This window comes from Paenibacillus sp. PL91, from assembly GCF_012935325.2.
Lineage (GTDB): Bacteria > Bacillota > Bacilli > Paenibacillales > Paenibacillaceae > Pristimantibacillus.
Genome location: NZ_JABBYG020000015.1, coordinates 73,250 through 94,845 on the forward strand (window position 1 = coordinate 73,250; position 21,596 = coordinate 94,845).

General features: G+C 49.1%; 17 protein-coding genes and 1 pseudogene. 16 read left to right on the top strand and 2 right to left on the bottom strand.

Annotation, left to right across the window (positions count from 1 at the left end; translation table 11 throughout):
- The first annotated feature begins 133 nt into the window (after positions 1–133).
- The 5 genes from HI950_RS26470 (at position 134) to HI950_RS26490 (ending at position 6,383) form a co-directional block, all read left to right on the top strand.
- Complete coding sequence (locus tag HI950_RS26470) at positions 134–2,626, top strand: EAL domain-containing protein (protein ID WP_169089410.1); 2,493 nt, start codon at positions 134–136, stop codon at positions 2,624–2,626.
- A 169-nt stretch (positions 2,627–2,795) separates the two neighbouring features.
- Positions 2,796–3,323, top strand: a complete 528-nt coding sequence (locus HI950_RS26475; RefSeq protein ID WP_169089412.1) for a sigma-70 family RNA polymerase sigma factor — start codon at positions 2,796–2,798, stop codon at positions 3,321–3,323.
- A 59-nt stretch (positions 3,324–3,382) separates the two neighbouring features.
- Positions 3,383–4,561: a hypothetical protein gene (locus HI950_RS26480; RefSeq protein WP_169089414.1), complete on the top strand. Its 1,179-nt coding sequence runs from the start codon at positions 3,383–3,385 to the stop codon at positions 4,559–4,561.
- Entirely contained in the window at positions 4,558–5,511 is a 954-nt protein-coding gene (locus tag HI950_RS26485; protein WP_169089416.1) for an ABC transporter ATP-binding protein, read from the top strand. The genes HI950_RS26480 and HI950_RS26485 overlap by 4 nt, the downstream gene beginning before the upstream one ends.
- The gene (locus HI950_RS26490; protein ID WP_169089418.1) at positions 5,508–6,383 is read left to right on the top strand and encodes an ABC transporter permease subunit; all 876 of its coding nucleotides are present in this window, start codon (positions 5,508–5,510) and stop codon (positions 6,381–6,383) included. The genes HI950_RS26485 and HI950_RS26490 overlap by 4 nt, the downstream gene beginning before the upstream one ends.
- A 42-nt stretch (positions 6,384–6,425) precedes the next feature.
- Here the strand turns inward: HI950_RS26490 and HI950_RS26495 are convergent, their stop codons facing one another.
- Positions 6,426–7,112, bottom strand: a complete 687-nt coding sequence (locus HI950_RS26495) for a hypothetical protein (protein WP_169089420.1) — start codon at positions 7,110–7,112, stop codon at positions 6,426–6,428.
- A gap of 153 nt (positions 7,113–7,265) precedes the next feature.
- Here HI950_RS26495 and HI950_RS26500 point away from each other — a divergent pair, with 153 nt between their 5' ends.
- Positions 7,266–8,309 (top strand): LacI family DNA-binding transcriptional regulator, encoded by a 1,044-nt coding sequence (locus HI950_RS26500; RefSeq protein ID WP_169089423.1) that lies wholly within the window; start codon positions 7,266–7,268, stop codon positions 8,307–8,309.
- A 262-nt stretch (positions 8,310–8,571) separates the two neighbouring features.
- Positions 8,572–10,764, top strand: coding sequence for an alpha-galactosidase (locus tag HI950_RS26505; RefSeq protein WP_169089425.1), 2,193 nt, complete (start codon positions 8,572–8,574; stop codon positions 10,762–10,764).
- Positions 10,765–10,858: 94 nt separating this feature from the next.
- On the opposite strand, the gene HI950_RS26510 is transcribed toward HI950_RS26505, so the two are convergent.
- The gene (locus tag HI950_RS26510) at positions 10,859–11,161 is read right to left on the bottom strand and encodes a hypothetical protein (protein ID WP_223285512.1); all 303 of its coding nucleotides are present in this window, start codon (positions 11,159–11,161) and stop codon (positions 10,859–10,861) included.
- Between the two features lie 304 nt (positions 11,162–11,465).
- Here HI950_RS26510 and HI950_RS26515 point away from each other — a divergent pair, with 304 nt between their 5' ends.
- The 9 genes and pseudogenes from HI950_RS26515 to HI950_RS26555 all read left to right on the top strand — a co-directional run bounded on the left by HI950_RS26515 (position 11,466) and on the right by HI950_RS26555 (position 21,589).
- Positions 11,466–12,278 (top strand): MerR family transcriptional regulator, encoded by an 813-nt coding sequence (locus HI950_RS26515; protein WP_169089427.1) that lies wholly within the window; start codon positions 11,466–11,468, stop codon positions 12,276–12,278.
- Positions 12,268–14,040: an ABC transporter ATP-binding protein gene (locus HI950_RS26520; RefSeq protein WP_169089429.1), complete on the top strand. Its 1,773-nt coding sequence runs from the start codon at positions 12,268–12,270 to the stop codon at positions 14,038–14,040. Before HI950_RS26515 ends, HI950_RS26520 begins: the two co-directional genes overlap by 11 nt.
- A 286-nt stretch (positions 14,041–14,326) precedes the next feature.
- A pseudogene (locus HI950_RS26525) lies at positions 14,327–14,476 on the top strand (aquaporin); the annotation flags it as partial.
- Between the two features lie 11 nt (positions 14,477–14,487).
- A complete protein-coding gene (gene glpK, locus HI950_RS26530; RefSeq protein ID WP_169089431.1) occupies positions 14,488–15,990 on the top strand; it encodes a glycerol kinase GlpK in 1,503 nt (500 codons plus the stop codon).
- A gap of 29 nt (positions 15,991–16,019) precedes the next feature.
- Entirely contained in the window at positions 16,020–16,364 is a 345-nt protein-coding gene (locus HI950_RS26535) for a Rossmann-fold NAD(P)-binding domain-containing protein (protein WP_169089433.1), read from the top strand.
- Between the two features lie 252 nt (positions 16,365–16,616).
- A complete protein-coding gene (locus tag HI950_RS26540) occupies positions 16,617–18,014 on the top strand; it encodes an LLM class flavin-dependent oxidoreductase (protein WP_169089435.1) in 1,398 nt (465 codons plus the stop codon).
- A 31-nt stretch (positions 18,015–18,045) separates the two neighbouring features.
- Entirely contained in the window at positions 18,046–19,716 is a 1,671-nt protein-coding gene (locus tag HI950_RS26545; RefSeq protein ID WP_169089436.1) for an ABC transporter substrate-binding protein, read from the top strand.
- A 35-nt stretch (positions 19,717–19,751) separates the two neighbouring features.
- Entirely contained in the window at positions 19,752–20,678 is a 927-nt protein-coding gene (locus HI950_RS26550; protein ID WP_169089438.1) for an ABC transporter permease, read from the top strand.
- A 17-nt stretch (positions 20,679–20,695) separates the two neighbouring features.
- Positions 20,696–21,589, top strand: coding sequence for an ABC transporter permease (locus HI950_RS26555; RefSeq protein WP_169089440.1), 894 nt, complete (start codon positions 20,696–20,698; stop codon positions 21,587–21,589).
- Positions 21,590–21,596: the final 7 nt, after the last annotated feature.

Consider the following 21,596-nt stretch of genomic DNA (forward strand, 5'->3'; position numbering starts at 1 on the left):
AATTATATAGTGTTATTATCCTATTTTTTCATTGTGCTTGGTGCAAACTGTCAAGTATACTAAAGCTAAATTATTATATGACAAATGACGTTGTTTTTTTGCTTTCTCCGACAACAAGGGGCTGATAGATGAGATGAGAAAGTTTAATTTAAACATTGCTCAAAAGTTGATTTTATCTCTAGGCCTGCTTGTCATTTTTTCATTTGGAATTTTAGTAGCCGCCCACCTCATTAAACTATATCATTCGAACCTGCGTGAAAGCGAGCTTATCGCACAGACGCAATCGATGGATTACATAAATCCTTTCTCCAATTCAATGGATCAAACGATGGCGATGCTCAGCACGCTTGAAGCAACAATGCGTCAGAGGAACAAACATGGTATGCAAAATCGTGAATACACCGTCAATTTGCTGCAGCAGGTGCTGGAGAAGCATCCGGAATTGCTAGGTATCTTTACGTTATGGGAGCCTAATGCTTTTGATGGGGAAGATGAGCACTACCGAAACAAGAACAGCTACGATGATGCAACGGGTCGATTTATTCCCTATGTCGTGCGCAAGGATAATTCCATTCAAGTTATTGCAATAAAGAATTATGAGGATAAGATGAAAGGGTCCTTTTATCAGATTCCGAAATTAACCAAGTCCTTCTCATTAATAGAGCCGTATTCTTACGAAATAGATGGCAAATCGATCTTGATGACATCGCTTGTGCTGCCCATGTTCGATGAACAAGGCAAATTTTTAGGAATAGTAGGGGCGGACTTTTCACTGGACTCGGTTCAGAAGAAAATTGAAGGTTTCCGGCCGCTTGGCGGTTATGCGAGTATAATTACGACCAATAATAAATACTTGGCTAACGGCAGCAATCCAGAGCTTGTGAATACGCCATATCTTCTTTGGGCGGGGATCGATGAGCTGGAGGCCATGAAAGGGACGAAGCTGCGGCTTAGCTATACAGCCGAACCTGGTCATAGCGGGACTGTTCTACGGATGTTTTATCCGATTCTGATTAATAATGTCCTTTGGCATATCGAAACAGTCATTCCAAAAAAAAATATGCTCACAGACTATTATAAAAGTTTGAAAGAATCGATTCTCATCATAACATTTGCCCTGCTTTTAATGACATTAGTGATGGCAATTCTCGTTCGAAAAATCATCTTGGTTAATATACATAAAGTCGTGCAGGCAACCTATGCTGTCGCTATAGGAAAAGAAGAGCATCAGCTCATCATTCATACGAATGATGAATTTGAATTTATGGCGAATCATTTCAATAATATGCTTGCCCAGAAGAAGGAAGCAGCGCGTTTGATCGAGTACCAATCGACGCATGATTTAATAACCGGCTTGCCCAATCGATATGCTTACCGCCTTTATATGGAAGGGAAAGTTGCGGAGAATACCCGAACACACGGGCCAGTCGCCTTGCTTTTCATCGACCTTGACCGGTTCAAAGTGATTAATGATACGCTTGACCACGCGATGGGCGACCAATTGCTCAAGCAAGTAGCAGAACGCATCGTGCGTGCAATTGACGGCGGGGGGAGCGTATTCTGGTTCGGGGGCGACGAGTATATTGCGCTGCTGGAAAAAATGACTCACCTCCACCAAATCACACACATCGCGGAAGAAATTTTGTCTATTATTTCTGAGCCCATCAAGCTCAAGGATCGGATGTTCTATATAACGGCAAGCATCGGAATCAGCATTCATTATGAGTTAAGCGCCAGCACGGCGGACCAGCTCGTTAAGGAAGCGGATATTGCGATGTATGTCGCCAAGAAAGAACGCAACACATGCAAAATTTATGCTTCTTCCATGAATGATGTGCCAAAGAAGGAGCTGATTCTTGAGAACAGCATGTTCAAGGCGCTGGAACTGGGCCAATTTATGCTATATTACCAGCCGAAGGTTGATGTAGCTTCAGGAGCCATCTATGGAGCGGAAGCATTGATACGCTGGAGGCATCCAGAGCTAGGCATGGTTTCGCCGCTTGATTTTATTCCAATCGCGGAGAAGACAGGCTTTATCATTCCGCTGGGCGAATGGGTGCTGTACTCAGCTTGCCAGCAAATTAGTGAATGGGAGCGGATGGGCATATCGCTGCTTTCGGTGAGCGTGAATATGTCGATGATCCAATTCCAGCAGAAGCAGATTGTCCATACGATTGAACGCATTATTTCGGATGCGGGCATTCGTCCAGACCAGATCGAGCTGGAAATTACAGAGTCGATTTTTATGGACAACCCCGCGCACACGCTCAAAATATTACATGAGCTGCGGCAGCTTGGCGTTAAGCTGTCGCTTGATGATTTCGGCACTGGCTATTCGTCGCTAAGTTATTTGCAGAACATTCCGCTTCATACGCTGAAGCTCGATAAATCGTTTATTAACGGCATTGTAGGCGATTTTAAAAAGCAGATGATATTCAAATCCGTCGTCGTCATCGCGCATAATTTGAATTTGCAGGTCGTAACCGAAGGCGTCGAGACGCAGGAAGAGATGGATATTATTTCCAACCATAATTGCGATGGTGTTCAGGGCTTTATTTTTAGTCCTCCCGTTCCTGCGCCTAGATTCGTTCAGTTTTTTATGGAGCATAATAAGAAAGAAGCGTAACAGACTTTCCGTCTCCCAACTATCGTGGAGGCGGTTTTTTTTTATAACCGTATGAGGAAAATGGCCTTTATAGTTTGGTGAAATATATTTTTTACAGAAGCTGTTACAAAATGAAGGGAGACGACGTCTTCCTTATAGCTTGAGCAAAAAATGCAAGGAGGACAACGGAATGGAACATTCGGCGCCGGATTTGTTTCGTCAACAATTTAATCAGCATTATCCGTCGGTAAGACGCAAGCTGATTGCACTTATTCGCGATGAAGCAGCCGCTGAGGATCTCGCCCAGGAAACATTTCTAAGGCTCTACCGGACTCCCCCGGATCAGCCCGAAGCAATCGGAGGCTGGCTTCAACGGGTACTGACGAGGCTGGCCTATGACTATATGGATAAGAAAGCGCGCGAGCGCGCACTGACGCAGAAGCAGGAGCAAAGTATGCTGGTACAGCCGCAAACGATAGCATCGGGCGAGGAGCAGATTATCGATAAGGATGAGCAGGAGCAGGTTCGGGTGTGGCTCGATTCGTTGCCCGAGCGTGACAAGCAGATGCTGCTGCTGCGATATGAGGGCTATAGCTACGCGGAAATTGCGGAGCAGATGCAAGTACGCCAGCCTCAGGTCGGCACGATGCTGCGCAGAGCCGGTGAGAGACTGAAACGGCATGCGCTCAAAGCAGAGGGTGCCATGTCAAACGAGTAGAGGGTTCATCTCTATGAAGCTTGGTTAGATTGCTCAAAACCTTTTAGGAGGAGTTCAAAATGACAACCAACGATGAAAATAATAAAAAAGAACAAGAACAGACGGCAGATGCATGGGCACGCCTCGAGAAGCAGCTGTTAACTACTGAGCGTTCGTCCCTCTGGGAACAGTGGGAGAAGCAGGGTCATCTTGCTCAGGGTGATCATCATGTGCAGGGGACATCAGCGGCTCCAGGAAGCTTGCAAGCAGAGCCGCAAGGAAGCTTGAACCCGCTACAGGAGCAGATGAACTCCGTACCGCTAGGGAGAGCGCGCGCTCAATCAGGAGAGGCTGCAAACAAGCCAAGCAAAGGCGGAGCAGCCCGTCGCTGGATCAAAAGAAATATAGGCAAGACTGTGGCGGCATGCGCAGCCGCTATCATCACTGTTGTGATCGCCACTCCTTCAACGAATGAAGCGCTGGCGGCATGGCTCAATACGTTCCGTATGGATAACGTGATGGTGGTGCAGAAGGATGATTTGGTAACGCTTATGAACAGCTTCATGAATGAAGGCGAAACGCTCGAAATGTCTAACCGCTTCGGTGAATTTGAACAAACTTCGCATGGAAGCTGGCAGAAGCTGACGCCTGAGAAGGCTGCTGAGCAGCTAGGCTTTGCAATTCCGGCAATAACCGTTGCGGATAAACAGGAAATCGATATTTCGTCGACCTCCTCGCAAACGTTTAAATTCAGCTTGAAGGTGGATGAAATCAACCGAGCGATGAGCAAGCTAGGTGCGGATAAGCTGCTTCCACAATCTGTAGACGGCAAAGAAATTACTTTTTACACGGGCAGGGGCACGCAAATCTCCTATACGTCTCAGATAGAAGGCTCCTCCGAGCCGCGCGCATGGATTAACTATTTGGAGGTGCCGACGATTAAAGTCGATAATTCTGTTGATGTCAAAGATGCTTTCGAGGCTGTCATTCGATTCCCGGCGCTGCCTGATCATTTGCGTGACTCGCTTATGCAAGCCTCCAGCTTGGAGGATGGGCAAATTCCATTGCCGCTTTTAACAAGAGGCGATCCGAAGAAGATCAGCATAAAAGGCGTCGATGTTTACGTGGAGAGCAGTGAAAACCATAATTCTACTACTGCGGCGTGGCTGGAGAAGGGCTATATGGTGACAGCAGGCTTCGAGAACTATGGCGATGTCAAAAAAGTAGAATCCGTAATTGCGGAGCTGATCCGCTCATGACCACATACGCGATTGAAACGACCCTCTTAAGCAAGGATTATGGTGACGGGCGCGGCTGCCATGACGTCACGTTAACCATTAGACAGGGGGAAGCCTTTGGCTTCCTCGGTCCTAATGGAGCGGGCAAAAGCACGGTCGTCAAAATGCTCACCGGTTTAATCCAGCCTACCTCAGGTAAAGCTCAACTATTCGGCCATGCTTCCGGCACTATCGAAGCGAGGCGAAGATTGGGCTATTTGCCTGAGTTGTTTCGTTATCCGGACTGGTTGACCGGCGAGGAGGTGCTTGCTTTTCATGCGAAGCTATGCGAGCTGGACCGTATTAGTGCCAAACGGCGCATCCATCAGCTTCTTGACGAAGTCGGCATCGGCAGCCGAGGACGAGACCGGCTTAAAGGTTATTCCAAGGGCATGCAGCAGCGGCTTGGGCTTGCATGCGCATTGCTGGGTGATCCCGATATTGTCTTCCTCGACGAGCCGGCTTCGGCACTTGATCCGGTTGGCCGGCATGAGGTGCGACAATTGCTTGCAAGGCTTAGAAGCCAAGGGAAGACGATCTTTCTTAATTCCCATTTGCTTGAGGATGTGGAGCATTTATGCGATACGGTCGCACTGCTTAATAATGGTCAAGTGCTGGCAGAGGGCAAGGTATCAGAGGTGCTTCGCACGCAATCGAATTTTCGACTGCGAGTCAGCGGTTATACACCGTTAGCGCCTGAACGTATACGGCAAATGCTTGGGGAAAATGTTGTTGTATCCGAAAAAGCGGCTGGAGACGGTTCCGTTTGGCTTGAGCTAGCGCTTGAGGATGACGAGCAGATCGGCTTGGTCAATTATATTCTTATCGAGTTAGGGTTAACGATATATGAGGTTGGCAAAACCCAATCCCGTCTCGATGAGTGGTTTTTGCAGGCCGTAACGGGTCTTGAGCATAGGGGGGAACGCAGATGATCGCGGTTTGGGGCTTAACGTGGAAGGAGCTTATTCGCAAGCGCGTGACGCTGATGACGATCATTATGACGGTCATATTTTGGGTCGCCTATTGGTTTGTTGCAGATGCAATCGCAGGCGAGATTCAGGATCAAGCCGTAGAGTCTTCGCTAGATATCATAAACAAGTTTACAAGCAGTGCTATGATGCTGACACTCGGGTTTTTCTTTGGGGCTTTTGCGGTTTCTTTTCTGGCGATATTCAGCTCGGTTGCCGCTGTAACTGGGGAGGCGGAGCAAGGGGTTCTGCAATCCGTACTAGCAAGGCCGATTCAGCGCTGGAGATGGTATATGGGGAGATGGCTTGGCTTCGTTTCGTATGGGGCGATGTACGCTATTCTATTATTTGCTTCGGTTATTGGGATTTGCTGGGTAGAGACGGGTGTATTGTTTGAATTGCCTGTGCTGTTAAAGTCGTACGTACTATTTGCTTCTGTTGTACCGCTTCTTGTCACCTTAACGATGGTTGGCTCTTGTTATCTTAGCCCATTAGGAAATGGCATCGGCATGACGATGCTATTCGGAATGGGTTGGCTAGGCAGCACGATCGGACGTCTTATGGGAGTCAGAAGACCAGAAATGGAAGGGATGCAGACGATTGAGACGATAACCGGCTTAATTAAGCTGGTGATGCCGGCCGATGCTTTGCAGCAGCGGATGTTAAGCGAGCTGTTCTCTATTAAAGAGCTCAGTGGTTTGATTAACCTCAACAATGAGCTTAGTACATTTTCAATTAGCGGTGCGCCTTCAAACTCCTTTTTAGTCTATTGTGTCATTTATACGGCAGCTATGCTTGCTGTAGGCTTGCTTGTTATCAAACGAAAAGATTTCTAAAGCATGCTGCCCCCGGAGTGCAAGGGAGGCAGCATGTGTTATTTAGATCGTCCACTGCGAATGAACAATTGCACTCACATACCAAGCTCCGTTTAATTCCTCAAGCACTAGAATTAGGCTCTCCCAATCCATGCCCTCATACTGGGGGTCAAAGCCGCTGAAATAATAATCCATTACATAGCTCTCCGGATAAACATCCTTAATATTGACTATCGTATTGCCCGTACCTATGATTTGGTCTTCGCCTACGGTCTCCGGATTAATAAAATCTCGATCATACACAAACTTGTCGTAATACTGCTGGAAGGTAAGCGCAATCGGCTCGCCTGAGCCGTCATAGGAGCCCCATTGATAAACAGTCGTGTCCGTTAATGCCGGCAATCCTGTGGCTGGAAATACTTTGGCAGTCGCAGTATCAATATGCGCATAGGGAGAGAATAATAGACCTTTATTGGGATGAATATAAGCTGCAAGTGTAGCCATATCATCTTCCTTTAATGCCAAAATAACAGCAGCTGCCGCATCTTGAGGAGTTGCTGCCTGCTCAGGCCCGCCATCATTAACTTTGTCGCTGGCAGTTGGTGTCGGCTTAGCAGCATCGGTGCTTTGATTTTGACCCGTATTCGTAGTTGTACCTCCATTACCCGGAGTAGTGTTCGTCTGGCCTGCATTCGTGCTGCAAGCGGATAGAAGCAAAAATAGCACGAAAACAGCTATCAACTTTTTCATAAGCGATTCCCCCATTATTGTAAGTTTTAGTGTCTTCTTCAAGTCTGACGTTAATCGTACATAAAAGTTGCATGGGTACTTGTGGTATTTATTGTTGTCTGCTAAACTGTAAATGTTATTTAGTAAATTTATTAACTAAACACGGAGCGTGGGATGGCGACGATAAAAGATATTGCGCAGGAGGCGGGCGTTTCGGCTGCCACTGTGTCAAGAGTTTTGAACAACGATATGACTTTGGCAGTAAGCGAGGAAACGCGGACACGCATTTTTAGTATTGCCGAGCAGCTGCAATATAAGCCTTCCAGGCTGCGCAGAATGAAAAAAGAAGAGCAGCTCTCTCGTCAGCAAATTGGCCTTCTCATGTGGTCGACGCTTGAGGATGAGCATGAGGACCCTTACTTTACTTCTATTCGCAAAGGAATTGAGACGCGCTGCGAGGAGCTGGGTATCAGCATTATTAAAGTGCTGAGAGGCAATAGCCGCGTAGAGATGCAGCCTGTGCATGAGCTGGACGGTTTAATCGTTGTTGGCTCGATCGAAGAAAACGATGTGCGACAGCTGTACAATAACGGCAATCGAATCGTTTTCGTCAACCATTCGAACGAGCTGAACGAATACGATACGGTGAAGCTTCATTTTGAGCAGGCAACTAGAGCGGTTGTCTCTCATCTTAGAGGGCTGGGGCATGAAAAAATAGGCTACATCGGCGGCAATGATTATGTGAACCGGCTGAACAGTCTCTATGAAGGAACGGAAAACGACGAGCCGCGCCGCGTATTTTTCGAGAAGGCGATGCGCGAGCTGGGGCTATATGAAGAAAGCTATGTGTTGAAGGCCTATTGGTCCTCCAACAGCGGATATGAAGCGATGAACCGCCTGCTGCTGCAAAGCTCGCTGCCTACTGCTTGCTTTATAGGGAGTGATCCCATGGCAGTCGGCGCGCTTCGGGCGCTGCATGAGCATGGCATTAAAGTGCCGGAGGATATGGCGATTGTCGGCTTTGACGATATCGAAATTTCCGCCTATCTGAATCCGCCGCTGACGACCGTTCGCGCGCATACGGAGCATATGGGCAGATCGGCGGTACAGCTGCTGCTTGAGCGTATTGAGGGCCGAGAGGCGGCTATTCATATGACGATCAACACGACGCTCGTCGTTCGGGAGAGCTGCGGCAGCTCGTTGAAGGCTTCGGAGTAACCTCAATAGCAGGAGTTTTTCCAGTTAACCTCCTTTAGAGCGGAGTGTGAAGAAGTGGTGTCATCGCTTCATCTGGCTAAGTCGCTTGCGGGTGCTTAGATTAGTTCAGATTAACTTATTTCGAAAATATCAAAAACGCTACAGTGTCATAGAAGCGGCATGCGAGCTTTGCAAAGGAAGAATTTCATCAAGATCAGTCAAAGCAATGCTGAAGTAGGCTTTCGTAGCAAGTTTTTTTAAAACGTTTAGGAGGGTTATTATTTTGACTATTCAATATGATCAGCAGCGTTCATTATTTCATTTGCAATCGAAGGATACGAGTTATGTCATTCACATCACGAAAACAGGCTATCCCGCCCATATCTATTGGGGGAAAAAGGTTCGCGGCGTACAGCTGGAGCGTTTGTTCGAACTAACAGGCCGCGCATCCTTTACGCCTAGCACGGAGCTTGACCAAATGGAATTGTCGCTCGATACGCTTCCGCATGAGTATCCGGCTTATGGCAACTCCGACTTCCGGATGCCGGCTTTTCAAGTCAAGCTGCCTAACGGCACAACCGTAACGGATTTGCGTTATGATTCGTATCAGATCATCAATGGAAAACCCGCGCTTGCCGGATTGCCGGCGACGTATGTGGAAAGCGACTCCGAAGCGCAGACGCTGGAGATCACGCTCAAGGATGATCTGACCGGCTTGTCTGTCATTTTGTCTTATACAGTATTTGAACATTACGATGCGATTACCCGTTCGGCTAAAATCATCAACAACGGAAATGACACGCTGCAGCTGCAGCGCGCATTCAGCATGAGTCTTGATTTTGCGCATGACCGGTTTGAAATGCTGCAGCTCTCCGGCGCATGGATTCGCGAACGTCATATTCATAAACGCACACTCGTGCCTGGCTTACAGTCAATCGAGAGCCGCCGCGGCTCAAGCAGCCATATGCAAAATCCTTTTGTCGCTTTGCTGTCGGAAGGCTCAACGGAGGATCATGGTGACGTGTACGGCGTAAACCTTGTATATAGCGGCAACTTCACTGCCGGCGTAGAGGTGGACCAATTCCATGCCGCGCGTCTATTCATTGGCATTAATCCATTTGATTTTAATTGGCAGCTGGAGCCGGGCGAGCAATTCCAGACGCCTGAGGCAGTAATGGTACATTCCGAGCACGGGCTCGGGGGCATGTCGCGCAGCTTCCACGACTTCTACCGCGCACGCCTCATTCGCGGAACGTTCCGTGACCAAACGCGTCCGATTCTCGTCAATAACTGGGAAGCGACGTATTTCAACTTTAACGCGGATAAAATCGAAGATATCGCCCGCGCGGGCCAAGAGCTCGGCATCGAGCTGTTCGTATTGGATGATGGTTGGTTCGGGAAGCGCGATAACGATACCACTTCGCTTGGCGATTGGTTCGTAGACCGCAACAAGCTGCCAAACGGCCTGGAGGATTTGGTCAGCCGCGTGAAGCGACTCGACATGCAGTTCGGCCTATGGTTTGAGCCGGAAATGATCTCGCCGGAGAGCGAGCTGTACAAAGCGCATCCCGACTGGTGCTTGCATGTTGAGGGGCGCAGGCGTACTCAAGCGAGACAACAGCTCATTCTCGATATGTCGCGCACGGATGTGCAGCAATACATCGTGAAGTCGATTTCGGATATTCTTTCAAGCGCGCCGATTACGTACGTGAAATGGGATATGAACCGCAACATGACGGAAATCGGCTCGGCACTGCTGCCAGCAGAGCGCCAGCGCGAAACGGCTCATAGGTATATGCTTGGCCTTTATGCTGTGCTTGAGGAAATTACGTCTTCGTTCCCGAATATATTGTTCGAGAGCTGCTCTGGCGGCGGAGGCCGCTTCGATGCGGGCATGCTGTATTACATGCCGCAAACGTGGACAAGCGACAACTCGGATGCGGTATCCCGCCTGAAAATTCAATACGGCACAAGCATCGTTTACCCTGTAAGCTCAATGGGCGCTCACGTATCGGCAGTGCCTAATCATCAGGTTGGACGTATCACCTCGCTTGCGACGAGAGGAAATGTCGCGCTGTCGGGCAACTTCGGGTACGAGCTTGATTTGACTCAGTTTACGGAGGAAGAGAAGAGCGAAGTTAAGGAGCAGGTTGCACTGTACAAGGACGTGCGCCATCTGGTGCAATTCGGAGATTTTTACCGTCTGCTTAGTCCGTTCGACGGCAATGAAACGGCTTGGATGTTCGTATCCAAGGACCAAAGCGAAGCATTTGTTGTCTTCGTTTCGGTGCTGCAAGAGCCGAATCCGAAGCTCAATCGCTTCCGCCTGAAAGGGCTTGATCCGAATCGCGATTACAAGCTGCATGGCGAAGAAACGGTATACGGCGGCGATCAGCTGCTTTATGCTGGCCTAGCTACACCGCAATTTTTTGGCGACTACGCGAGCAAAGTGTATCGTTTCCGCGCAGTGGAGTAAAGCATTACATCGGTTGCATCGGATAAACAATAAGGGCGTCTCAGAAGTTGATCCAACTTCCGGGACGCCTTCTTTTGCTATGTATAGGGTTCGACTAATACATGTTTGAAGCCGTTGTTGCTGCTGCAGCGATAATGATGATGAAAATGATGGCATAAATGACAAGAATGATTGCAGCCCATAGCAGGGACGCTTTAAAGTAGTTCTTTTTGGTTGGATTGCCTTCGCCAAATGCCCATACGAACATCATGATAATGTTTACGATGGGAATGATCATAATAAGGGTAGTGAGCATCCATTCTTTTACTGTAATAACTGGTGAAACAGGCTGCTGCGGATGGTAGTCGTATCCAGGCACACCCGTATTTATTGGGGGCTGCTGTTGATATGGATCCATTTATTTCTCTCCTTTGATTTGTTGTTTTTGTAACATTTTGTACACAAATTTATTATATATAAATTCTAACTGTTTACAACCCTTATTTTTGTAAAAAAAAGAAGCATATACAAAAATATTATTTAGATTGTCCAATATTATAGTTAAATAAATAAAGGGATTTTGTCGAATGTAAGGAAGACTACTATTCTATTAAACATAATTTTTACATTTTAGGTAGTCAAGTAGCCATTATATTTGGTGCATACCTCTTGCCCTTGACGCAGCGTCAAGGGTTATACTCTATTCCGGGAGGAGGAATAAAATGGTGGAAAAAGATTCTCTTTATGCGATAGGCGTTTTCGCCAAGCTTACAGCGGTAACCGAACGAACGCTCCGCTATTATGACCGCAAGGGGCTGCTAAAGCCGTCCAGCCGAAATGCGCATGGACACCGTTTCTATACCGATCGGGACTTGATTCAGCTGCAAAAAATATTGACGCTTAAATATTTGGACTTCTCGCTTGAGGACATTGCAGCTTATTTGGCTAGGCCGGAGGAGGACTTGCAGCATTCGCTCGCTTCGCAATATGAGATGCTTCAAACAAAACAGCAGCATTTGGAGCGCGTGATCGAAACGATTGGACGCATGCAAAGGATTATCCAGGGAGCGGGCAAGGTTGATAGTGATTTGCTGCTTGTGTTTATTCATAATATTCAGCATGAGGAGCATCAGAAGCAGTGGCTGTCTAAGCAAATGCCGCCTTCTTTTGTAGATGCGATCTTTATGGAAGGCATGGACCCGGAGAATAGACTGGACATGGAGCGCAAAATAACAGCAATTGTCATAGAGCTGAAGGAGCATTATAAGCAAGGAAAACAGCCTCTGGATGAAGAGGTGCTCGCAAGCGGAAGGAAAATGGTTTCCCTTCTTGAGGAGATGCTTGGTCCTATTATTAGGGGATTAAATGAAGAAGAGCTTGCGCAAATAGAAGGGCTCGACGATCCTTCGCTCTCGATTGATCCTATTTTATTTCCAAATGTGTTCACGAAGGAAGAAGAGACCTTTTTGACTGTCGTATTCGAGCATCTTGAAGCTTTGAAAACGATGAAAGAGGGGAAATCAAATGAAGATTAGCGCTGAAGCTGAGAAATCGCAGGCAACTGCCAGCGTATCGCAATTTTTTAAGCTGATTGCAAAGCACAAGCCGGCTTCTATTTTGATAGCTGCTGCCATTGTATTAGGGCTCGGAGAGACGCTGCTTTCGCTGCTTATTCCGTTATTAACCAAAAATCTAGTGGATGAGCTGTCGCAGTCTACGATTCAGAAGGCTACTTTTGTAGTGCTGGGAGCCGTCTTTCTGGCTCAGACGATTATGTCAGGATTCACGGTCTACACCATGTCCTATGTAGGCCAGCATGTTATTGCCGGCTTGCGGCGCGAGGTATGGGAGCGGGTGCTGAGGCTGCCTGTTCCATTCTTTGATCGCAACAGCTCGGGCGAGACGATGAGCCGCGTGACAAACGATACGAATGTAATAAAAGATTTTATTATCGGGCATGTCATTTCGTTTCTGGGCGGCATTATTTCGATTATCGGCGGCGTGACTTTATTGCTGATGATCGATTGGAAGCTGACGCTGCTTATGCTGATTGCCGTTCCGGCTGCTCTGCTTGTTCTATGGCCGCTTGGGACCAAAATGTTCACAGTCTCCAAATCGATGCAGGATGAAACGGCGTTGTTTCAAGGGGATCTAGGCAGGGTGCTGTCCGACATCCGCCTTGTGAAGGCATCGCTGGCGGAGCCGGTTGAACTGCGCCAGGGCAGCTTGCGAATATCGCGGTTGTTTACATTTGGGCTGCAGGAAGCGAGAATTATGTCCGTTGTAACGCCATTAATGATGACTGTAATGCTGTTGATTCTCGTAATCTTAATTGGATACGGCGGAGTGCGAGTCGCGCAAGGCACCTTAACAGGCGGCGAACTAGTTGCCATTATTTTATATATGTTTCAAATTGTAATGCCGTTTACGCAGATGGCGTCTTTTTTCACACAATTTCAGAAAGCGATGGGGGCTTCGGAGAGGATTTTAGAGCTGCTGGGCGAGAAGGACGAGCAGCATGGCGAGGCGGTGCTCACAGCTAACGAGCAAGCGACAGTCCAAACATCTTTGATCCAGTTTGATCGGGTAAGCTTTGGGTATTCGGAGGACCGGCCGCTGCTGCATGCAGTCTCCTTTCATGCCAGGCAGGGGCAAGTCACCGCGTTTGTAGGTCCGAGCGGTACGGGCAAGACGACGCTATTCTCTCTGCTTGAGAGGTTCTACAATCCGACACAGGGAGAAATTACTTACGCAGGGGAGCCGATTGCGTCGATGCGCCTGGAGGATTGGCGCAAACGAATCGCATATGTATCGCAGGATAGTCCCATGATGCAGGGCACGATTCGGCATAATCTCACTTATGGGCTGGAGCAAGTGGAAGAGGAGCGTATAAATGAGGCGGTGAAGCAGGCGAATTTGACGTCGTTTATTCATTCGCTGCCAAACGGCTATGAGACGGAGGTCGGAGAAAGAGGCGTTATGTTATCTGGCGGCCAGCGTCAGCGGCTGGCAATAGCGCGGGCTATTTTGCGAAATCCCGATATTTTGCTGCTGGACGAAGCGACGGCGCACTTAGACAGTGATTCCGAACAGCAGGTGCAGGAGGCTCTTCACGGGCTGATGAAGGGAAGAACGACATTAGTTATCGCTCATCGCCTCTCGACGATACGTGGCGCTAACCAAATTATTGTGCTGGAGAAAGGCGGGATTTCGGGTCAAGGCTCACACGCGGAGCTGCTCGGCAGCCACCCTTTATATGCCAAGCTTGTTCAGCAGCAGTTCAGTGTCCAGCATTGAAGCAGCCTTTTTCCTAGTTTGGTAGGCCATTTGTAATTTTCTGTGAATGAAAGGGTTTACAAGGCAATGTATGCTATGTATAATACGAAACAAGTTAATAAGATCTGCTGGGAGAAACGGAGAACAGCCATTTTGAAGCAACTGCAATTGTCCTTTAGGGGGAACAAGCGCAGGTGCTAAAGGATGGCTGTTTATTTTTTTTGGAGGTGATGTAATCGCTTTGGAGATTTGAATCGTTCATACCTGGCTAAAAAGAGTATGTTCTTCTATTTATTACTTACAATAAATAGCGCACTTTATTCTGCCGATTGCCGGCAAAGGCTCATCCGATTGGCGTTACGCGTTCATTCCTGTCGTTGGCCCGATTATTGGCGGTGTGCTTGCTGCCATTTTCTATACCTCTAAATTTGCCGGTCAATACAACAATAAAATGTGGAGGTTTTTATCATGGAAAAAAAATATGTGCTTGCTCTTGATCAAGGAACAACCAGCTCTCGTGCGATCTTGTTCGACCGTGAGGGCCACAATGTAGGAACCGCTCAAAAAGAATTTACGCAAATTTATCCAAAAGCGGGCTGGGTTGAGCATGACGCCATGGAAATTTGGGGAACGCAGAGCGGCGTAGCCCGTGAAGTGCTTGAAACCGCAGGCGTCAGCCCGCAGGAAATCGTATCCATCGGTATTACGAACCAAAGGGAAACGACGATCGTTTGGGATAAAAACACCGGTAAGCCTGTGTATAATGCAATCGTATGGCAGGACCGCAGAACGGCTGAAATTTGCGATGGCTTGAAGGAAAAAGGACTGGAGACATATATCCGTGAAAGTACGGGTCTCGTCGTGGATGCCTATTTCTCGGGGACGAAAGTGAAATGGATTTTGGACAACGTTGAGGGTGCTAGGGAGAAAGCGGAGAGTGGAGAGCTATTATTCGGTACGGTGGATACATGGCTGATCTGGAAATTGACGAGAGGACAAGTCCACGCGACTGACTATACGAATGCGTCCCGTACGATGCTTTATAATATTATGAATTTGAGCTGGGACGAAAAGCTGCTGGAGGAGTTGAACATTCCGCAATCCATGCTTCCTGAAGCCAAACCTTCCGTAGGGCTTTACGGCGTCACGGATCCGCAAACGTTCGGCGGAGCAGAAATCCCGATTGCCGGAGTTGCGGGGGATCAGCAAGCGGCGCTATTTGGTCAAACCTGCTTCGAGTCCGGCATGGCCAAAAACACATACGGCACCGGCTGCTTTATGCTGATGAACACCGGTACAAATGCGGTTGCTTCCAAATCCGGCTTATTGACAACGATCGCTTGGGGCATGGACGGAAAAGTGGAGTATGCGCTGGAAGGAAGCATTTTCATCGCGGGAGCAGCGATCCAGTGGCTTCGCGACGGTCTGAAGCTGTTTGATTCGGCATCGGATTCCGAATACTACGCAGGCAAAGTAAAGGATACGGATGGCGTTTATGTGGTACCGGCATTTGCGGGTCTGGGAGCGCCATATTGGGATATGTATGCTAGAGGAGCGATGTTCGGCCTGACGCGCGGGACCAAGAAGGAGCATATCGTTCGGGCTACCCTCGACTCTATGGCTTATCAGACCAAAGATGTGCTTGGCGCGATGGAAAGCGACTCGGGCCTTAAGCTGCAGTCCTTGCGGGTGGATGGAGGAGCGACGGCAAACCATTTATTGATGCAATTCCAAGCAGACATACTGGGCGTACCTGTACAAAGACCTGCGGTCACGGAATCTACCGCGCTTGGGGCAGCATATATGGCAGGAATTGCGGCAGGCTTTTGGAAGAAAGAAGACATCGCAGGACGGGCAAACGGTATAGCAACCTTTGAGCCGAAAATGGAGGAAGCGGTCCGCAGCAAGCTGTATAAAGGCTGGAAGAAAGCAGTAAGCCGGACGATGGAGTGGGAAAAAGAAGAAGAATAAAGGCTTAAGGCCATTTCGCAGCGCTTAATATGAACCAAAAGTGCTTGCGTCTGGAGCTGCTGCCATTCTCCATATCGGTTGTCCTCGTTCAGCCGGGCACCTACGATACTGGCATAGCAGCGAAGCATGTGTATCGCAGCAATCTCGATTCTCCTTATAGCCGTATGATCGAGCGCTTTAATCAATTCAATAAAAAGTCGGAGCAAAACGCTCCTGATCCGATTCATGTTGCGAATACGATTGTGAAAATATGCCATGCCCGCTCTCCAAAGTTCCGTTATACTTGCGGCAGTGACGCAAAGATGATTTTCCTCATGAAAAAAATGCTCCCATGGCGGACGATCGAATGGGTTCTCCGCAAAGCGCTTCAATAAAATTCCGAAGGGGACTTGTCGTTCCCTTGCTTTCTCCCTCTCTCACTGTAAGTAAGCGAGCACATTGAAATATTGTATATCGAAATAGAATTTATCTATTATGGGAGTGATTGACTGCGTTTGAACGAAGGTGATAGACTCATGTCAATAAATCCAACAAAACCTATTTGAATTATACAATATTCAAGCGAAAAGCTTTGTTAAGGCTGATAAAGCCTATTTCGATGAAATTTGAGAGGTGGAGAGAGAGCTATGGCGAAGCAAAAGAAATTAAGATTGGGTGCCATATTGCATGGTGCAGGAGGTAACTTCGCAGGCTGGAGACATCCAGATGCCGTAGCGGATGCGAGCGTTAATTTTGAATTTTATAAGCAGCAGGCGATTAAGGCGGAGGAAGGGAAATTCGACTTTCTGTTCATAGCCGACGGCTTGTATATAAACGAGAAGTCCAATCCCCATTTCTTGAACCGCTTCGAGCCGATTACGATTTTGTCCGCGCTTGGCGCTGTCACTTCCAAGATCGGGCTGGTCGGCACCTTGTCTACCTCCTACAGTCAGCCGTTTACCGTATCCAGACAGTTTTCCTCCCTAGATCATATCAGCGGCGGGCGAGCGGGCTGGAATGTCGTTACGTCCCCTCTCGAAGGCTCAGCGCTCAACTACAGCATCCCTCTTGAGCAGCATCCCGACCATAGCAAGCGTTACCGCATTGCTGCCGAGTATTTGAAGGTGGCTCGCGGCCTATGGGATTCATGGGAGGATGATGCGTTTGTACGGAATAAGGAGACCGGCGAGTTTTTTGATAAAAGCAAGCTTCACACGCTAAACCACGAGGGAGAGTTTTTCTCTGTCAAAGGGCCGCTCAATATCGCGAGATCGAAGCAGGGCCAGCCTGTCGTATTCCAAGCCGGCTCCTCAGAGAGCGGAAGGAATCTGGCAGCCGCCTCAGCCGACGCTGTATTTACGAATCACGAGACGCTTGAGGAGGCTAGAGCATTCTACCAGGATGTGAAGCGCAGAGCGGCGGAGCTCGGACGCTCGTCCGAAGAGATTCTTATATTTCCGGGGATTGGCGTTATTGTAGGGACGACGGATGAAGAAGCAGAGCGCAAATACGAAGAAGTCGCTCAATTGATCAGCGTCGATAATGCGCTCGATAATTTGGGACGATTTTTCGAGCATCATGATTTCAAGCAGTATCCGCTGGACGGACCGTTCCCTGAGCTTGGCGAGCTCGGCAAAAACAGCTTCCAAAGCACAACGGACAAAATCAAGCGGGAGGCGAAGGAGCAGAACTTAACGCTGCGTCAAGTTGCGCTGCGCGCGGCAACGCCAAGAACGCCGTTCATCGGAACGCCGGAGAAGGTGGCCGATCTGATTCAAGCGTGGTTTGAGCAGGGAGCTATCGATGGTTTTATTATCGGAGCGGGCGTACCGACGGGGCTGGACGAATTTGTGGAGCTAGTCATTCCGGTACTGCAGCAGCGCGGATTATTCCGCACTAATTATGAGGCGGATACGCTGCGCGGCAACCTTGGCCTTGCTATTCCTGTTAATCGCTATACGGAGCAGCGTCATCAGCAGTTGAAAGCCACGGAGGATCAAGCGGCCTCTGAAGCTGCGGCGGCGCAGGCAAACGGAGCAGTGTAATTTAAATAGAAGGAACGGGGGAGATTTTGAGATGTTACAAAAACGAAAAAAATGGAAAACCGTTATTGCGCTTACGACAGCATTAATACTGGTGCTGAGCGGCTGCGCTGGGACGAACAAAACCGGCAGCACGAACGAAGAGGCACAAGCTGGCTCTAGCACGAACGCAGCGGCCGCCGCTGAGCCGCTTAAGGGCGGGGAGCTGAGCTATGCGCTTGCAACGTCGCCGGATACGCTTGATCCGCATCGCAGCGGCCTAGCGGTAGCGGTTCGCGCCATTCGGACGATTCATGATAGCCTTGTCGCCCAGCTCCCAGACGGTACGATCCAGCCATGGCTGGCAACGGAATGGGAGATCTCAGAGGATGGCAAGAGCTATACGTTCAAGCTGCGCCAAGACGTTAAGTTTCATGACGGCACCCCGTTTAACGCCGAGGCTGTGAAGTATAACTATGATCGGATTTTGAATCCGGAGACGAAGGCCGCCAATTCGGCCGCATTGATCAGACCTTACAAATCAGCCGAGGTGATCGATGAATATACGGTTAGGTTGAATTTGGAGACGCCTTCCAATGCGTTTCTAGGCAATCTTAGCCAAGCGCTGGTCAGCATCGTATCGCCAACCGCCGCGCAAAAGTATGGCGATCAGCTTGGCAAAAATCCGGTAGGCACGGGTCCTTTTAAATTTGTGAGCTGGGAAGAAAATTCGCAAATAACGGTGGAACGCAATCCCGATTACAAATGGGCGCCGCCTCTCGTAGAGAACAAGGAAGCGCCGTACCTGGATAAAGTCACCTTTAAAATTGCGCCCGAGGAGGCAACCCGCATCGGAAGTGTGCAGAGCGGCCAAGTGCTGGCTGGCGAGACGATTCCGCCGCAAAATATTCTCGCGCTGGAGAAGGACGAGAAGCTTCAATTGTTCAAATCGAATACGCAAGGCTTGCCTTATACGTTATTCATCAACCAAGATAAAGCGCCATGGAACGAGCTCAAAGCAAGACAGGCGCTTCAGTCGGCCATTGATGTTGATGCCATCGTCAAAACCTTATATTTAGGCACATATGACCGTGCCTGGTCACCGCTTACACCTGGAACCTTCGGCTATGACAAGTCGCTCGAGGGCGGTGTGAAGCCTGATTTAGACAAGGCAAATGCACTGCTTGATGAGCTGGGCTACGTGAAGGGCTCAGATGGCTTCCGCGAAAAAGACGGCAAGAAGCTGACGCTTCATTACGTCGACGGCTCGCCGAACCGCGAGAAAAGAAACGACATAGCCGCCATCATTCAGCAGCAATTAAAGCAAATCGGCGTTGCCGTAGAAGTCGAAATAACGAAGGATGTTCGCACGATTGTGTACGAGAATGGCGATTACGATATTTACGGAAATAGCCAGGTCAACTCCGACCCGGAAGCCTTACGCGCTTTCTATCACTCCGATTCGGTCAGCGTAGGCGGTAAGCAGAACCTTTCTGCGTACAAAAACGCCGAGGTAGACAGCTGGATCGATCAAGGACTGATCGAGAAGGACTCTGCCAAGCGGCAAGAGCTGTACGCAAACGTTCAGAAGGCAATTATCGAGCAAGTGGTCATCATTCCAATCTATGTTTTCCCTTATACCATCGCTGCTTCTAAGACAGTCAGCGGCATCAAGTTCGATTCGCTTGCTTATCCGTTGTTCAATGATGTATTTATTCAAAAATAAGCAGTGGAAGTCTTCCTTCCATTAGGAGGTAAGTGATGCTTAAAGCGATTAGTATTCGGTTGTTTACCTCCTTGCTCGTCATTCTAGGCTCGCTCGTGCTCGTATTTGTCATCGTTTATCTGCTGCCGGGAGATCCGGTCATGTCTATGGTCGACCCAAGCACGGTGTCGCCCGAGGTGATTGCGAGCCTGCGCGCGCAACTTGGCGTTGATCGGCCGCTCTATGAACAGTTTGGCACTTATGTAGGGAAGGTTTTGCATGGGGATTTTGGCAATTCAATCGTGAATGACGAGCCGGTGCTGCCCAAAATCATTGCGCATTTGCCGGCGACGCTTGCTTTGACGGCTGCAAGCTGCTTAATAGCAGCCGTTGTCGGCATTTGGCTCGGGGTGCTGTCCGCGATCCACCGCGACCGCTGGATCGACATAACAGCAAGAATAGTCGGGTTATTCGGCATCTCGATGCCAACCTTTTGGTCGGGCATTTTGCTCATTCTTATTTTCTCGATAACGCTCGACTGGTTTCCGGCAATGGGCTCGGAGGGCTGGAAGACGCTTGTGCTTCCGGCTGTCGGGCTTGGCATTGTTGGAGCGGGCTTCGTCGTTCGGCTCGTTCGCAACAGCATGCTTGAAGTGATCAACGAGCCCTTTATCGTAACGCTGAGAGCGAAGGGCGTCTCGGAGAAGCTTGTCATGTACCGGCATGCGCTTCGCAACGCGCTTATTCCAGCACTCACGATGATTGGCGTGCTTAGCGGCGAGCTTCTCGCGGGAACCGTCGTCATCGAAACGGTATTCTCCCGGCAAGGAATCGGGAGAGTCATATCGGATGCGCTAATGTCCAAGGATTTGCCTGTCGTGCAGGGCGTCGTCTTTTTCTCGGCCATTATGTACGTCATCATCAATTTAATTGTGGACCTCTCCTACCGGATCATCGATCCGAGAGTAAGACGTTCGCAATAGGCAAAGGGGAGCTTAACATGAAGGAGACCGCCGTCGTCAAGCCGGCTTGGCCGCGAGTAAGGGCAGCGCGCCGCTTGGCGCCTAGAGGGGCTAAACTTAATGCATCCAACTTGCTTGTCTATATAGCCGGTTTTATCGTGATCTTCATCGTATTATGCGCGCTTATTCCGGATCATATCGCTCCTTATTCGCCAACTGAAATGATCATGACCGATATTATGCTGCCGCCAAGCTTTACGCATTTGTTCGGCACGGATTATTATGGGCGCGATGTCTTTAGCGTAGTCGTCTACGGCAGCCGCGACTCGCTGATGATCGGCTTGGCATCGGTTATCGTCGGCGGAGTTCTGGGTGCTTCGATTGGCGCGCTTTCAGGTTTTCTTGGCGGCATTTTCGATACGGTCATTATGGGCTTTATCGAGGTGTTAATGACGATTCCCGGCATATTATTCGCGCTCGCTATTGCGGCTGCGATGGGTCCGAGCTTGTTCAATGTTGTGCTGGCGGTTGCTCTATCGGCCGTTCCCGGCTATGCCAGAGTTTTCCGAGGGCAAATTATAAGCGTCAAGGGGCGCCCGTTCATTACGGCGGCTCGCTCGGTCGGCGCCGGCCATTTGCGCATCTTTTTCCGCCATGTCCTGCCGAATGCTTGGTCGCCGCTGCTCGTGATGGCAACGATCGGCTTAGGAACCTCGATTCTCGTTGGATCGGGGCTTAGCTTCCTTGGGCTGGGAGTAATTAAGGAAATTCCCGATTGGGGTACGCTGCTGTCGCAAGGACGAGGCTATTTAACCGTTGCTTGGTGGATGTCCACCTTCCCTGGCCTTGCGATTACCTTGCTTGTCTTGTCGGTCAATCTAATGGGCGACAAGCTTAGAGACCAAATCGATCCGAAGAAAAGCAGGGTTTAAGAGGAGG

What these genes read in the sequence shown, in the direction of transcription:
- HI950_RS26470 (WP_169089410.1), top strand. Translation starts at nt 134, where the DNA reads ATGAGAAAGTTTAATTTAAACATTGCTCAAAAGTTGATTTTATCTCTA.
- HI950_RS26475 (WP_169089412.1), top strand. Translation starts at nt 2,796, where the DNA reads ATGGAACATTCGGCGCCGGATTTGTTTCGTCAACAATTTAATCAGCAT.
- HI950_RS26480 (WP_169089414.1), top strand. Translation starts at nt 3,383, where the DNA reads ATGACAACCAACGATGAAAATAATAAAAAAGAACAAGAACAGACGGCA.
- HI950_RS26485 (WP_169089416.1), top strand. Translation starts at nt 4,558, where the DNA reads ATGACCACATACGCGATTGAAACGACCCTCTTAAGCAAGGATTATGGT.
- HI950_RS26490 (WP_169089418.1), top strand. Translation starts at nt 5,508, where the DNA reads ATGATCGCGGTTTGGGGCTTAACGTGGAAGGAGCTTATTCGCAAGCGC.
- HI950_RS26495 (WP_169089420.1), bottom strand. Translation starts at nt 7,112, where the DNA reads ATGAAAAAGTTGATAGCTGTTTTCGTGCTATTTTTGCTTCTATCCGCT.
- HI950_RS26500 (WP_169089423.1), top strand. Translation starts at nt 7,266, where the DNA reads ATGGCGACGATAAAAGATATTGCGCAGGAGGCGGGCGTTTCGGCTGCC.
- HI950_RS26510 (WP_223285512.1), bottom strand. Translation starts at nt 11,161, where the DNA reads ATGGATCCATATCAACAGCAGCCCCCAATAAATACGGGTGTGCCTGGA.
- HI950_RS26515 (WP_169089427.1), top strand. Translation starts at nt 11,466, where the DNA reads ATGGTGGAAAAAGATTCTCTTTATGCGATAGGCGTTTTCGCCAAGCTT.
- HI950_RS26520 (WP_169089429.1), top strand. Translation starts at nt 12,268, where the DNA reads ATGAAGATTAGCGCTGAAGCTGAGAAATCGCAGGCAACTGCCAGCGTA.
- glpK (WP_169089431.1), top strand. Translation starts at nt 14,488, where the DNA reads ATGGAAAAAAAATATGTGCTTGCTCTTGATCAAGGAACAACCAGCTCT.
- HI950_RS26535 (WP_169089433.1), top strand. Translation starts at nt 16,020, where the DNA reads ATGAACCAAAAGTGCTTGCGTCTGGAGCTGCTGCCATTCTCCATATCG.
- HI950_RS26540 (WP_169089435.1), top strand. Translation starts at nt 16,617, where the DNA reads ATGGCGAAGCAAAAGAAATTAAGATTGGGTGCCATATTGCATGGTGCA.
- HI950_RS26545 (WP_169089436.1), top strand. Translation starts at nt 18,046, where the DNA reads ATGTTACAAAAACGAAAAAAATGGAAAACCGTTATTGCGCTTACGACA.
- HI950_RS26550 (WP_169089438.1), top strand. Translation starts at nt 19,752, where the DNA reads ATGCTTAAAGCGATTAGTATTCGGTTGTTTACCTCCTTGCTCGTCATT.
- HI950_RS26555 (WP_169089440.1), top strand. Translation starts at nt 20,696, where the DNA reads ATGAAGGAGACCGCCGTCGTCAAGCCGGCTTGGCCGCGAGTAAGGGCA.